We start from the raw sequence: 13940 nt of genomic DNA, 5'->3' as shown, positions 1-13940 counted from the left end.
GGCGGGGAGGTCGCGCGGGCGGCGCGGACCGTGGCGGGAGGCGGATATTCAAGCCCGACCCGCTTGGAACCCTATGCCAAAGGAGAGGCTGGATTCGGCAGATTGTTTTGGTTGTCCCGGCAAAGGACGGGGACCATCGCCGGTCGGGGCCTGCCTATGATCGGGGAGGCCGTCACTTTGCCGGCCATGCGGCGAACCGCCAGGCAAAAGGCGGCGACCGCGCTGCGGCCTACCGGGCCGTCGACAACGAGGGGATCAACGATGAACAAGCCGTCCACGAAGGCGCCTGGCCTCGCTTTGCCCGCTCTCCATCGCCGCGACCTCTTCGCGCTCGGTGCCGGCGGCATCCTCGCCGCGTCCGGTCTCGGCGCCCGCGCCCAGGGCAAGGCGCCTCCGCCGCCGCCCGCCAAGCCGACCGGTCAGGTCGTGGTCGGCCTGTCGCAGGAGCCGACGGCCTTCAACCCGCTGATGCCGGGCATCGAGGTCGACGAGACCGTCTGGATGCAGGTGTTCAACACGATGTGGCTGGCCCAGCCTGACGGCTCGCTCGTTCCCGATCTCGCCGTCGAGGTGCCGAGCGAGGCCAATGGCGGCATCTCGGAAGGCGGCCTCGCCTGGAAGGTCAGGCTGCGCGAGGGCGTCACCTGGCATGACGGGACGCCGTTCACCGCCGAGGACGTCAAATACACGCTCGAGCTGATCAATGCCCCGGGCTTCAAGGCGCGCACCCGCGTCGGCCATGCTCTGGTCAAGGACATCAAGGTCACCGGCCCGCTGGAGATCTCCTGGCGCATGGAGAAGGCCTATGCGCCCTATCTCGCGCTGCTCTCCAACACCTTCATCGTGCCCAAGCACATCCTGGAGAAGGCGGCCGACCCGAACACGGCGCCGTTCAACGGCGCGCCGGTCGGCACCGGTCCGTTCCGATGGGGCACCCGCACGCCGGGCGACAACATCCAGCTCGTCGCCAACGAGAAATACCACGGCAAGGGGCCGTATCTGGAGAAGGCGGTGCTGAAATACGTGCCCGACCAGACCGCGCTCTACGCGCAGTTCCGCACCGGCCAGGTCGACCTGATCATCGGCACCGGCATCCCGGCCAATTTCTATGCCGAGGCGGTCAAGCTGCCCGGCCGCAAGGTGGTGAAGATCCCGAGCGCCTCGCTCGAGGTGCTGATGCCCAATCTCGAGCACCCGGCCCTGTCAGACAAGGCGGTGCGCAAGGCGCTCTACGCCTCGATCAACAAGCAGGCGATCATCGACATCGTCTTCTACGGGCTGCACATCCCGACGGAATCCTTCATGCCGCAGGAATCCTGGGCCTATGATCCGAGCCTGCCGAAGCAGGTCTACGATCCGGCGCTGGCCGGGAAGATCCTCGACGAGGCCGGCTGGAAGCGCTCCGGCTCGGGCGTGCGCATGAAGAACGGCGTGCCGCTCGAATTCGCCGTCTCGACCACGACGGGCGCGGCCCTGCGCGAACAGTGCCAGCAGCTGATGCAGCAGGACTGGCAGCAGATCGGCGTCAAGATGACGATCAACAACATGCCCGCCGCGGTGCTCTGGGGCGAGTTCTACACCCGCTCCAAGTTCAACTCGGTGCTGGTCGGCACAGCCTTCCGCACGGTGATCGACCCCGATCCGGCGCATCGCTTCGGCTCGGACGCGATCCCCGCCAAGAGCGGCAACGGCGCCAACCAGATGCAGTGGCAGAACGCGCAGGCCGACGCGCTGATGAAGCAGGGCCAGGAGACCTTCGAGCAGGCGAAGCGCAAGGCGATCTACCAGAAGCTCCAGGTGCTGGTGCGCGAGGAGCTGCCGATCCTGCCAATCTACCAGTACGCGCCGGTCGAGGGCTACAAGGAAGGGCTGATCGGCTATCAGCCCAACATCAACGCCCGGCAGAACACCTGGAACATGGGCCAGTGGTACTGGGCCAGGTAAGGTGAGGATCGACCTTGACGGCGCCGGCCTGAAGCCGGCGCCTGCCGGAGGTGCGACGTCATGATCGCTTTCCTGCTGCGCCGGCTCGGGCAGTCGCTGCTGCTGCTGCTGATCGTCTCGATGATCGGCTTCGCCATTCTGCATCTCGCTCCCGGGGGGCCGATGTCGCAATTCGCCGCCGGCGGCGACATGAGCCAGGCCGATCTCGACCACATCGCCGAACAGCTCGGCCTCAACCGTCCGCTGCCGGTGCAATATCTCGAATGGCTCTGGCGCATGCTCTCCGGCGACTGGGGCGTGTCCTATCGCGACCAGCAGCCGGTCCTGCACATCATCGCCTCGCATCTCGGGGCGACGCTGGAGCTGATGCTGACCTCGACGCTGCTCGCCATGATGATCGGCGCCTGGGTCGGCATCCTCGGCGCGATCCGGCGTTATTCGCTGTTCGACACGCTCGCCACCGTCGGCGCCATGATCGCGCTCTCGATCCCGACCTTCTGGTTCGGCCTCGTGGTGATCTACGTCTTCTCGGTCGGGCTCGGCTGGCTGCCCTCGGGCAACCGCTACACGATGGGCGACGGCTCGTTCCTCAACCAGGTGCACCACCTGATCGGACCCTGCATCGTGCTGGCGCTGGTCTCGACCGCGGTGTGGAGCCGCTACATGCGCTCCTCCATGCTCGAAGTGGTGAACCAGGACTACATCCGCACTGCCCGCGCCAAGGGCGTGCCGGAGCGCCAAATCCTGCTGCGCCATGCCCTGCGCAACGCGCTGCTGCCGATGATCACCATCACCGGCCTGCACGTCCCGACCCTGCTCTCGGGCGCGCTGGTGACCGAGACGGTCTTCACCTGGCCGGGCATGGGCCGGCTCTTCCTCGATTCGATCGGCTACCGCGACTATCCCGTCGTCATGGGCATCCTGATGTTCACCGCCGTGCTCGTCCTGCTGGGATCCCTGCTCGCCGACCTGCTCTACGGCGTCGCCGACCCGCGCATCTCGAGGAGCGGGCGATGAGCGACATGCCCTTCACCGGCACGGCCGAGCCCGCGCTGCCCCCGGCCCCCGGCTTCTGGAACAGCCCGGGCCTGCGCCGCTTCCGCCGGCACCGGCTCGCCGTCTTCGGCGCGGCGACGATCGTCCTGCTGACGCTCGCCTGCATCGTCGGCCCGCTCCTGTTGCCCTACACCGACACCTTCATCGACATCCGCAACCGCTTCGCGCCGCCCTTCTCCGGGCCGCATGTGCTCGGCACCGACCCGCTCGGGCGCGATATCCTGGCCCGTCTCCTGATGGCGGGGCGGATCTCGCTCGCGGTCGGCTTCTCGGCCATGGCGATCGCGATGGCCATCGGCATCGTGGTCGGCATGGTCGCCGGCTTCTACGAAGGCGCGCTCGGCGCGGCGCTGATGCGCTTCGTCGACGCCATGCTGTGCTTCCCGTCGATCTTCCTGCTGCTGGCGATCTCGGCGCTGATCTCGCCCTCCGTGCCGTCGATCATCCTCTTGATCGCGATGACCTCCTGGATGGAGGTCGCCCGCGTGGTCGAGGCGCAGATCCGCTCGCTGAAGACGCGCGAGTTCGCGCAGGCGGCGCTCTCCTTCGGCTCGAGCAACCGGCGCATCATGTTCCGCGAGCTGCTGCCGAACGCCATCGCCCCGATCGTCGTCGCGGCCACGCTCAACGTCGCCCATGCCATCCTGGCGGAGAGCTACATCTCCTTCCTCGGCTTCGGTATCCAGCCGCCGACGCCGAGCTGGGGCAACATGCTGGAAAGCGCCCAGAGCTATCTCACCAGCGCGCCCTGGCTCGCCATCGTTCCCGGCGCCGCCATCACGCTCGCGGTCACCAGCTTCAACTTCGTCGGCGACGGGCTCCGCGACGCGCTGGACCCGCGGATGGAAGGCCAGTGACCGGAGCTGTCGCCGAGCTCTGGCGCTATCCGGTCAGCTCCATGGCCGGCGAGCGGCTGGCCCTGGCCCAGGTCGAGGCTGGCGGCGTCGCCGGCGACCGGATCTGGGGACTGCTCGATGCTGCCACGGGCCGCATCGCCTCGCCCGGCCGGGAGAAGCATTTCCTCGGCGTACCGCGCGCCTATGCCAGGGTTACGGGCGATGGCGTCGCCCTTTCGCTCGACGGCGAGCGCTGGGCGGGGCCGGAGGATGCGGCGCTGCTGGAGGGCCTGTCGCGGGCTTTCGGCTTCGCGCCGGTGCTGAAGCCGTTCGATGCCGTCGCTTCGGGTGGATTCAGGCCGCGCTACGAGCATGCGCCGATTCATCTCGTCACCAGCGCGGCGATCCGTAGCCTCGAGCGGGAGCTGCCAGGCAGCCTCATCGATGCCCGCCGCTTCCGGCCGAACCTCCTGATCGACTGGCCTGACGGCATTGACGCCATACCGGAGCACGGCTGGATCGGTCGCGAGATCAGGATCGGGGACGTCGTGCTGAAGGGACGCGAGCCGTGCGGGCGCTGCGGCTTCATCACCATCGCGCAGGAGGGCCTGCCGCAGGATGTCGAGATCCTGCGGGCCGTGGTCAAGCGTCACGAGCGCAATTTCGGGATCTATTGCGACGTGGTGAAGCCCGGCGAGATCGCTGCGGGCGCGACCGTCACCGTCGGCTGAGCCGCGGCTATTCGGCCGCCTGGGCGATCCCGGGGCTGCCCTGACCGACCTCCGGAATCTGCGGATAGTCCCGCCGTATCGCGGCGAAGGCTGTGGCTAGGTCGAGTTTGCCGGAAGCGTTCCGCATCGCAGCGAACAGCTTGGTCTTGGTGAAGAAGCGCCAATGCACCGGCAGGGCAGCGAGCAACTGCGTCAGCGCCGCATAGTTCTCAGCCGTCCAGACCCGCTCGAAGGCGTCCCGCTCCGGGCCGAAATGGAAATGCGTGCTGTGGGCGCGCGTCTTCAGCTCCGCCCGCAGCACTGCCGTGGCATCGCGATCGACGGCGCCTGCCTGGATCACCACGCCGTAGAGCGCTCCTGCCGCGCCGGGGCTGACATAGCCGCGCTCGACGTCGAGCAGCACCCGCTCCGGCTCGCGTTCGAGCGGCGAGCCGCGGCCGCCGCCGCCGGGCGAATGGATATGGATCACGTCGCCGGGCTCGGCGACGGCGATGTCGGTGTTGCCGAGCACGCGCTCGTTCGGCCGGCCTGGGTTGATGATGAAGTTCGAGGTCTCGGCGGAAAGCCCGCCGAGCGTGCCCCAGGGCCGGAAATGCGACCGGTCTCGGTTGCGCACGGTGATGCGCGAATTCGGCGAGAACACCTTGAACTCCATCACGGTCGCGAGACCGCCGCGCCAGCGCCCGGCCCCGCCTGAATCCGGCAGCAGCCCGTAGCGCATGAAGCGGATCGGCACCTCGGTCTCGGTGATCTCGATCGGCGTGTTCTTGAGATAGGCAGCGTCGGCGCCCGAGCCGTTCGGCCCGTCGCGATGCGGCATGCCGCCGCCGCCGCCGACCACCGGATTGATCGCCGCGATGACGCTGCGATGCGTCTTCTCGTCGGTCGTCATCACGTTGACGATCGAGCTCGAGCCGGCCGGCGCCGCCGGCAGGCGCTCCGGCGCGGCGAGGCTGAAAGCGCCGAAGATCAGGCTGCGCAGCCGCGCGCAGGTCAGGCTGCGCATGCCGACCGCCGCCGGGAAGGACGGGTTCAGCACCGTCCCTTCCGGCGCGATGCAGGTGAAGGGCCGGGTCAGGCCGGAATTGAGCAGAAGCTGCGGGTTCAGCGTGTAGAGCACGTAGTAGACGCCGACGAGCAGCAGGGTGTGGCGCGGGTCGGAACCGGTCGGCACGTTCAGCGAGGAGCCGAGCTGCGGGTCCGACCCTGTGAAGTCGAGGACCGCCTCGTCGCCCCTGATGGTCAGGGTCAGCGCCAGCCGGCACGGGTTGCCGTCGACGCCGTCCTCGTCGGCATAGTCGGAGAAGACATATTCGCCGTCGGGGATCGAGCGCAGGATCTCGCGGGCCTGATGCTCGGCATAGTCCATCAGCCCGCCGAGCCCGTCCATGAAGCCCTCGGCGCCGAACTTGGCGACCATTGCCTGGATCTTGCGCTCGCCCGTGTTGAGCGCCCCCGCCAGAGCCTTGAGGTCGCCCATGTTGAGCGCGGGCTTGCGCACGTTCATCATCATGATGCGCAGCACGGTCTCGTCGAAGGCGCCGTCGCGCATCAGCGTCATCGGCGGGAAGCGGATGCCCTCCTGATGGATCTCGGTGAGCGAGCGCGACAGGCTCGCCGGCACCGCCCCGCCCATGTCGGTGTTGTGGACATGGCCGCCGACGAAGCAGACGATCTCGCCCTCGTGGAAGATCGGCTTCCACAGATGCGTGTCGGGGGCGTGAGTGGCGAGGTAGCCGCTATAGGGATCGTTGGTGAAGGCGATGTCGCCCGGCCGGTAGTCCGGCACCATCTCGATGGCGCGGTTGTAGTTCATGCCCGGATACCAGGTCGCGCCGAGGTCCATCGGCACGGCGACGACGCGCCCGGTGCGGTCCATCACCATCACGGTGAAGTCTTCCGTCTCCTTGACGAAGGTGGAATGCGCCGTGCGGTAGAGCGTGTAGGCCATGTTCTCGGCCGCGGCCCGGCAGTGATTGGCCAGGACCTGCAGGGTCACCTTGTCGACCATGGTCAGGCCCCTTCGCGCAGCATGAGATGGAGACTGAGGAAGGCGTCGACCCGCGCTTCGAAGCGGGCCGGGATGCAGATCGTGGTGTCCTCCTGCGCGACCACGGCCGGGCCGGAGAAATAGTGGCCGCAGCGCAGCCCCTCGCGCTGGAACAGCGCGACCTCGCGCTCGGCGCCGTCGAGCCAGACCGTGATGGAGCGCGCCGGCATGGCCGCTTCGTCGACCGCTTCGGCCGCCGGGGCGAGTTGGGGGCGTGGCGTCGCGCCGGTGACGACGAGGCGCAGATTGACGATCTGGACCTCGCCCGCCTCGTCGTTGAAGTCGTAGATGGAAAGATGCTGTCGGTGGAAGGCCACGCGGATCGCGGCGAGGTCGCCGTCGACGAGCCAGCTCTCCAGGAGCGGCACCTCGATCTCGAAGGACTGGCCGTGATAGCGCATGTCGGCGCTCAGGGTCTCGACGACCGGCCCGGTGAAGCGCTGGTCGTCGCGGATCCAGGCGAGCCCTGCGCGCTTCAGGCGCGCCAGCGCTTCGCGCAGCTGCGGCAGCGAGGCGGGCTCGGCCGCGGCGAAGACGCTCTGGATGAAATCGCCCTTCAGATCGGCGATCAGCCCGCCCAGCGCACTGACGACGCCGGGGCGGCGCGGCACCAGCACATGCGGGATGCCGAGCTCGCGCGCCAGGAAGCAGCCGAGCATCGGCCCGGCCCCGCCGAAGGGCATCAGCGCGAAGTCGCGCAGGTCGACACCGTAGCGGGCGACGAGCTTGTTGACCTCGACGAACATCTCCGAGACGGCGATGGCGATGATCGCTTCGGCCGTCGCCTGCGCGCTGCGGCCGAGCATTGCCGCGATCTCGCCGACGACCTTCTGCGCCAGGTCCCGGCGCATGCCGATCTGGTCGTAGGCGAGGGCGGTGTGACCGAGGAAGCCGCAGGTCGCCATCGCGTCGGTGACGGTGGCGCGGGCACCGCCGCGGCCATAGCAGGCCGGGCCGGGCGTCGAGCCGGCGCTTTCGGGGCCGACCTTGAGCACGCCGAAGGCATCGGCCCAGGCGATCGAACCGCCGCCGGCGCCGATCGAGGTGACCGAGACGCTCGGCACATAGAGCGGGAAGTCGCCGACCACCTCGCCGGTGCCGAATTGCGGCCGGCCCTCGATGATCAGGGCGAGGTCGGCGCTGGTGCCGCCGATGTCGAGGGTGAGGATGTTCTTCGCCCCGGCCTGCTCGGCGAGATAGGCCGCGCCGATCACGCCGGAGGCCGTGCCCGAGAGCAGCATGTTGACGCAGGCGCGCTTGCCGGTCGCGGCGTTCATCACCCCGCCATTCGACTTGGTCAGCATCGGGCCGGCAGGCACGCCGCGCGAGGCGAGCGCCTCTTCGAGGGCATCGAGGTAGCCTGAGACGCGCGGATGGACATAGCCGTTCAGGATCGCCGTCGTGGTGCGTTCGTACTCGCGGATCACCGGCCAGACCTCGCTGGTGGTGAAGACGAACAGCTCCGGCGCCAGTTCGGCGATCAGCGCCCGCGCTTCCGCCTCATGGGCGGGATTGCGATAGGCGTGCAGGAAGGAGACGATCACGCCGTCGACGCCGCGCGCCTTGAGCTTAGCCACCGCATCGGCGAGCGCCTCGCGGTCGAGCGGTTCGGCGATGCCGCCGTCGGAGAGGATGCGGCCGCCGACGCCGAAGACGCGGTCGCGCGGGACGAGCTGCTCGGGGCGGGCGCAGAACAGCGAATACATGTCCGGCATGCGCAGGCGCGCCAGCTCGATCACGTCCTCGAAGCCGGCGGTGGTGATCAATCCGAGCCGGCTGCCCTTGCGCTGGATGATGGTGTTGATGCCGACCGTGGTGCCGTGGACGAAGGAGACGATCTCCTGCGCCGGCACGGCATGGCGCTCGTTCAAGAGGTCGAGTCCGGCGAGGAGCTCGCGGCCCGGCGCGTCGGGCGTCGTCAGCACCTTGATCGTCTCGACGCGGCCGCTGCCGGTCTCCAATGCGCAGAAGTCGATGAAGGTGCCGCCGATGTCGACGCCGATACGCCAGCTCATGATGGGCTCGTTCGCGAGAGGACGGGCCAGTCTTGGAGAGGGCGCCCGCGAGGGTCCAACACCAAAACCGCGATGCCGGATAAGCCGGCCTTATGGCTCGGGCGTTTCGGCGGCGGGCCGGTCGAGATCGAGCCGCCGGCAGGCCGTCCGGATGTGGGCGCGCAACAGTTCATGGCTGCGCGAGAGCGGCCGGCGCGTGCTGGTCAGCAGGCAGAGCGGCAAGGCGACATGCGGCCGGAACGGGCGCGTCACCAGGCCGGGGAAATCGTGCCAGGGCAGCAGCCCGTCGACGATGGCGACGCCGAGCCCCTGCTGCACGAAGGCGAGCGCGATGATGGAGACGTCGATCTCCATCTCCGGGCGGAAGGGCAGGCCCTCGCGGGCCAGCGCCTCGCGCAGCAACTGCCCGGGCAGGGATTCGGCGCGGTAGGAGATCAGCGTCTCGCCATCGAGGTCCTCGGCGCCGATGGCCTCGCGCTCGGCGAGCGCATGGCCGGCCGGCAGGACACAGACCACCCGGGTGTAGCCGACCACCTCCGTCTCGATGAAGGGCGTCGGCTGGTCCATCATGGCGATGCCGAGCCCGGCCTGGTCGCGGTCGAGCATGGTGATGATCACCTCGGCCGGGACGACATAGGACAGGACCCGCGTGTTGGGATGCGCGGCGCGGAAATGGCGCAGCGCCTCCGGCACGACCGAGAGTGAGGGCGGCGCCGAGGCGGCGAGGCGCACGAGCCCGGCCTTGCCGTGGCGCAGGTCGCGCGTGCGCCGGCGCAGCATTTCGAGGTCGCCGAACAGGCGCTCGACCTCAGGATAGATCTCCTCCGCCTCCGGAGTCGGTATCAGCCTGCCCTTGACGCGCAGGAACAGCTTGAAGCCGAGCTCGTCCTCGGTGTGCAGCAGGATTTGGCTCAGCGCCGGCTGCGAGACGTTGAGCGCCTCGGCCGCCCCGGTCAGCGTGCCGCAGCGCATGACCATACGGAAGACTTCGATCTGGCGGGCACGCATCGCTTGATCCTAGCGCGCTTTCCGTTCGGCCGGAATCGGCTGATGGACATGAAGTGGCACGTACCGGAAGCCGAGATGCCGCGGCGCCTGTCGGACACCGCGATCGAGCATCCGTGTCATGCGAAGCCGGAGATAGGACGATTTCGTCGCGTCATCGCAGGAGCGGCTCATGTCGCCGTCCGGGTGTCCCGGTCCGACGCTCGCGAGCCTGCGCGGGCGGGAGCGGGGACGCCGACCGTTTCCGGAAAGCGTCCGGGGTGGTTCCTTCCGCCGCCCGGAATGCGCGGATGAGATGCGGCAGGTCGCAGAAGCCGGTATCGGCCGCGACCTGTGTCGCCGATCGGCCCGTCGTCTGCAGCAGGTGCTTCGCCTGCTCGACCCGGATCAGCCGGTCCGCTGCCAGCGGCGTCAAGGCCAAAGCCTCGCGGAAATGCCGTTCGAGCTTGCGCCGGCTCACGCCGAGCAGCGCCGCGACGCGCCCGATCGCCAGCGGCGCCGCGATCGATTGCTGCATCAGCAGCAGCGCCTTGCGCACCAGGGCGTCGTTGGCGACGAGGGCGAGCGGCATGCCCGGCTGCGGCTCTTCCGCGGCCATCGCCTCGTCGATGATCATGATGCGCAGGCTCTTGGCGGCCATGGCGCGCCCGAGATGGCGTTCGACGACGAAGGCGGCGAGATGAGCCGAGGAGACGCCGCCCGAGCAGGTCAGCCGGTCGCGGTCGACGACGAAGATCTGGTCCGAGACCGGCTTCAGCCCGTCGAACCGCTCGAGGAAATCGGCATGGTGGAACCAGCTGACGCAGGCGCGATAGCCCTGCATCAAGCCTGCCCGGTGCAGGATGAAGGTCCCGGTGCAGACCCCGACCAGCGGCACTCCGGCCGCGGCCGCGCGCTTCAGGAAGCCGACCGTGTCGGGGTGCAGGTTCTCGATCTCGTCGACGAGCCCGCCGACGACCACGAGATAGTCGAACCGCGCGGGCTCGCCGAGGCGTTCCTCCGGCTGGACGACGACGCCGCAGCTCGAGGCGATCGGCTCCATCGTCGGCGACAGGACGCGCCAGGAACAATGGATCGGCCGCGACCGGTCGCCCTCGTCCGCCGACAGGCGCAGCACGTCGACGAAGTTCGCGAAGGCGCAGAGCGTGAACCGCCGGGCCAGGATGAATCCGACCTTCAGTGTCGCCATCTGTCCTCCTTGTCGCCAGCGTACAGGATTAATGACGGATTCATACAGCCGGAAGCTGCGCCGTTGCGGCATGCATCGGATGAAGGATCCGGGAGGCGTGGATGACGCATTTCTCTCTCGCCCAGCTCGTCAGGGGCGCGCTGACCGGCCAGGCCAACTGGACGCCGCAATGGCCGGACGCGCAGCCCAGGGCCGCCTACGACGTGGTGATCGTCGGCGCTGGCGGGCATGGCCTCGGCGCGGCCTACTACCTCGCGAAGGAGCACGGCATCACCAATGTCGCGGTGATCGACAAGGGCTGGCTCGGCGGCGGCAATACCGGCCGCAACACCACGATCATCCGCTCGAACTATCTCTATGACGAGAGCGTGCGCCTCTACGACCACGCGCTCGATCTCTGGGATACGCTCTCCCGCGAGCTGAACTACAACGTCATGTACTCCCGGCGCGGCGTGATGATGCTCGCGCACAATGCCCACGATGTTCAGTCCTTCCGGCGCCACGTCCACGCGAACCGCCTGAACGGCGTCGGCAACGAATGGCTGACGGCGCAGGAGGCGAAGCGCTTCTGTCCGCCGCTCGATATCTCGGCCTCGGCGCGCTACCCGGTCGTCGGCGCGACCCTGCAGCGCCGCGCCGGCACGGCCCGGCACGACGCTGTGGCCTGGGGCTATGCCCGCGCCGCCGCGGCGCGCGGAGTCGACATCGTCCAGAACTGTCCGGTCACGGCGATCCGCCGCGGCGCGGACGGGCGCGTGACCGGGGTCGAGACGGCGAAGGGCTTCATCGCCGCGAAGAAGGTCGCGGTCTCCGCCGCCGGCCACACCTCGGTCGTGATGGCGAGCGCCGGCGTGCGCCTGCCGCTCGAATCCTACCCGCTGCAGGCGCTCGTCTCCGAGCCGGTGAAGCCGGTCCTGCCTTGCGTCGTCATGTCGAACTCGGTGCACGCCTACATCAGCCAGTCCGACAAGGGCGAGCTCGTCATCGGCTCCGGCACCGACCAGTATGTCAGCTATTCGCAGCGTGGCGGCCTGCCGCTGATCGAGCACACGCTGGCGGCGATCTGCGAGATCTTCCCGATCTTCCGCCGCATGCGCATGCTGCGGAAATGGGGCGGCATCGTCGACGTGACGCCCGACCGCTCGCCGATCATCGGGCTGACGCCGGTCCCCGGCCTCTATGTCAATTGCGGCTGGGGCACCGGCGGCTTCAAGGCGACGCCGGGTTCGGCCCATGTCCTCGCCCACAGCATCGCTCGCGACCAGCCGCACCCGATCAACGCCCCGTTCACGCTCGAACGCTTCACCAGCGGCCGGCTGATCGACGAGGCGGCCGCGGCCGCCGTCGCGCATTGAGGCCCCCGCCATGCTGTTGATCCGCTGTCCCTATTGCGAGCAGGACCTGCCCGAGCTCGAATTCGCCTATGCCGGCGAGGCCCATATCGCCCGGCCGCAGGACCCGTCGACGCTCAGCGACGAGGAATGGCGCGACGTCCTCTTCATCCGCACGAACCCGCGCGGCGTCCATTTCGAGCGCTGGCGCCACGTCCATGGCTGCGCCCGCTTCTTCAACGCGGCGCGCGACACCGTCTCCGACCGTTTCCTCACGACCTACAGGGCGGGCGAGCCGCGTCCCGACATCTCCGCCTTGACGGGAGACGCCGAATGACCAGCTGCCGCCTCCCGAACCGCGGCCGCGTCGACCGCGGCAAGCCTCTCCGCTTCACCTTCGACGGCAAGAGCTATCAGGGACTCGCCGGCGACACCCTCGCCTCGGCCCTGCTCGCCAACGGCGTCCGTCTGCTGGGCCGCTCCTTCAAGTACCACCGGCCGCGCGGCGTCGTCTCCGCCGGCTCCGACGAGCCGAACGCGCTGATGGGCACGAGCCGGGGCCCCGGCCGCTCCGAGCCGAACACGCGCGCGACCATGCAGGAGCTCCGCGACGGCCTGATGGCGACCAGCCAGAACCGCTGGCCGAGCCTCGCCTTCGACCTCGGAGCGGTGAGCGACCGCCTCGGCTCGCTCTTCTCCGCCGGCTTCTACTACAAGACCTTCATGTGGCCGCGCGCCTTCTGGGACCGCGTCTACGAGCCGGTCATCCGCGGCGCCGCCGGCCTCGGCGTCTCGCCCACGGCGCCCGACCCCGACCGCTATGCCGCCCGCTTCGCCCATACCGACGTGCTGGTGATCGGCGCCGGTCCCGCCGGCCTCGCCGCGGCGCTCTCCGCCGGCCGCGCCGGCGCCTCCGTCATGCTGGTCGACGAGAGTGCGGAAGCCGGCGGCAGCCTTCTCTCTGAGCCTTCGGTGTCGATCGACGGCAAGCCGGCCTGGGATTGGCTCGCCGCCGCCCTCGCCGAGCTGGACGCGCTTCCGAACGTCACCGTCATGACCCGGACGACGGCGATCGGCTATTACCATCAGAACCTGATCGGTCTGGCGCAGCGCCTCACCGATCACCTCGCCAGTCCGCCAGAGGACGCGCCGCGCGAGCGGATGTGGAAGGTCCGCGCCGGCGAGGTCGTGCTCGCCCAGGGCGCCCTCGAGAAGCCCCTCGTCTTCGACGGCAACGACCGGCCCGGCGTGATGCTGGCCGGCGCCGCCCAGAGCTATCTTCACCGCTACGGCGTCAAGATCGGCGATCGCCCGGCCATCGTCACCGCCCACGACTCGGCCTGGTTCGCCGCCTTCGATCTCGCGGAGGCGGGCATCAGGCCCGCGGTCATCGTCGACATCCGCGCCAGCGTCGAGCCCGCCCTCGCCGAGCGGGCCCGTGGGCTGGGCATCGAATGCCTGCTCGGCCACACCGTCACGGGCACCTCCGGCCGGCTGCGGGTTAGGTCGCTGCGCGTCAACCCGGTCCGGAACGGCACGGTCGGCGCCGCCCGCGGCATCGCTTGCGACGCCGTGCTGATGTGCGGCGGCTGGACCCCTTGCCTCCACCTCTTCAGCCATACCAGGGGCGGCCTGGCCTGGGATGAGACGCTCCACGCCTTCCTGCCGGGCGAGGCGAGCGAGGCGGTCCATGTCGCCGGTGCCGGGCGCGGCCTCTGGGGCATCGCCGCCGCGCTCGACGACGGCGCCGCCGCGGGCGCCGCGGCCGCTCGCGGCGCGCCGG

Annotated in this window: 11 protein-coding genes; 7 read left to right on the top strand and 4 right to left on the bottom strand. The window is 69.3% G+C overall.

Going from position 1 to position 13940, the window contains the following annotated elements; all coding sequences use genetic code 11:
* The first annotated feature begins 261 nt into the window (after positions 1–261).
* The 4 genes from CS1GBM4_RS20180 to CS1GBM4_RS20165 are packed head-to-tail and all read left to right on the top strand — an operon-like array spanning position 262 to position 4567.
* Positions 262–1944 (top strand): peptide ABC transporter substrate-binding protein, encoded by a 1683-nt coding sequence (locus tag CS1GBM4_RS20180; protein WP_186420549.1) that lies wholly within the window; start codon positions 262–264, stop codon positions 1942–1944.
* Between the two features lie 60 nt (positions 1945–2004).
* Positions 2005–2961, top strand: coding sequence for an ABC transporter permease (locus CS1GBM4_RS20175; RefSeq protein WP_186420548.1), 957 nt, complete (start codon positions 2005–2007; stop codon positions 2959–2961).
* On the top strand, positions 2958–3857 hold the full coding sequence (locus CS1GBM4_RS20170; protein ID WP_244607322.1) for an ABC transporter permease: 900 nt from the start codon (positions 2958–2960) through the stop codon (positions 3855–3857). The genes CS1GBM4_RS20175 and CS1GBM4_RS20170 overlap by 4 nt, the downstream gene beginning before the upstream one ends.
* A complete protein-coding gene (locus CS1GBM4_RS20165) occupies positions 3854–4567 on the top strand; it encodes an MOSC domain-containing protein (RefSeq protein ID WP_186420547.1) in 714 nt (237 codons plus the stop codon). The genes CS1GBM4_RS20170 and CS1GBM4_RS20165 overlap by 4 nt, the downstream gene beginning before the upstream one ends.
* Before the next feature lie 7 nt (positions 4568–4574).
* Here the strand turns inward: CS1GBM4_RS20165 and CS1GBM4_RS20160 are convergent, their stop codons facing one another.
* From CS1GBM4_RS20160 to CS1GBM4_RS20145, 4 genes are all read right to left on the bottom strand, one after another.
* Complete coding sequence (locus CS1GBM4_RS20160) at positions 4575–6578, bottom strand: hydantoinase B/oxoprolinase family protein (RefSeq protein WP_186420546.1); 2004 nt, start codon at positions 6576–6578, stop codon at positions 4575–4577.
* Positions 6579–6580: 2 nt separating this feature from the next.
* Complete coding sequence (locus CS1GBM4_RS20155; protein ID WP_186420545.1) at positions 6581–8632, bottom strand: hydantoinase/oxoprolinase family protein; 2052 nt, start codon at positions 8630–8632, stop codon at positions 6581–6583.
* A 90-nt stretch (positions 8633–8722) separates the two neighbouring features.
* Positions 8723–9640: a LysR family transcriptional regulator gene (locus tag CS1GBM4_RS20150; RefSeq protein WP_186420544.1), complete on the bottom strand. Its 918-nt coding sequence runs from the start codon at positions 9638–9640 to the stop codon at positions 8723–8725.
* A gap of 151 nt (positions 9641–9791) precedes the next feature.
* Complete coding sequence (locus CS1GBM4_RS20145) at positions 9792–10826, bottom strand: GlxA family transcriptional regulator (RefSeq protein WP_186420543.1); 1035 nt, start codon at positions 10824–10826, stop codon at positions 9792–9794.
* A 101-nt stretch (positions 10827–10927) separates the two neighbouring features.
* On the opposite strand from CS1GBM4_RS20145, the gene CS1GBM4_RS20140 reads away from it, so the two are divergent.
* From CS1GBM4_RS20140 to CS1GBM4_RS20130, 3 genes are all read left to right on the top strand, one after another.
* Complete coding sequence (locus CS1GBM4_RS20140) at positions 10928–12181, top strand: sarcosine oxidase subunit beta family protein (RefSeq protein WP_186420542.1); 1254 nt, start codon at positions 10928–10930, stop codon at positions 12179–12181.
* A 10-nt stretch (positions 12182–12191) separates the two neighbouring features.
* On the top strand, positions 12192–12494 hold the full coding sequence (locus tag CS1GBM4_RS20135; RefSeq protein ID WP_186420541.1) for a sarcosine oxidase subunit delta: 303 nt from the start codon (positions 12192–12194) through the stop codon (positions 12492–12494).
* On the top strand, positions 12491–13940 hold a 1450-nt coding region (locus tag CS1GBM4_RS20130; protein ID WP_186420540.1), incomplete at its 3' end, for a 2Fe-2S iron-sulfur cluster-binding protein. The genes CS1GBM4_RS20135 and CS1GBM4_RS20130, both read left to right, overlap by 4 nt.

Source organism: Allobosea sp. CS1GBMeth4 (genome assembly GCF_900185715.1).
GTDB lineage: Bacteria > Pseudomonadota > Alphaproteobacteria > Rhizobiales > Beijerinckiaceae > Allobosea.
This window is presented reverse-complemented; position numbering and strand designations above follow the sequence as displayed.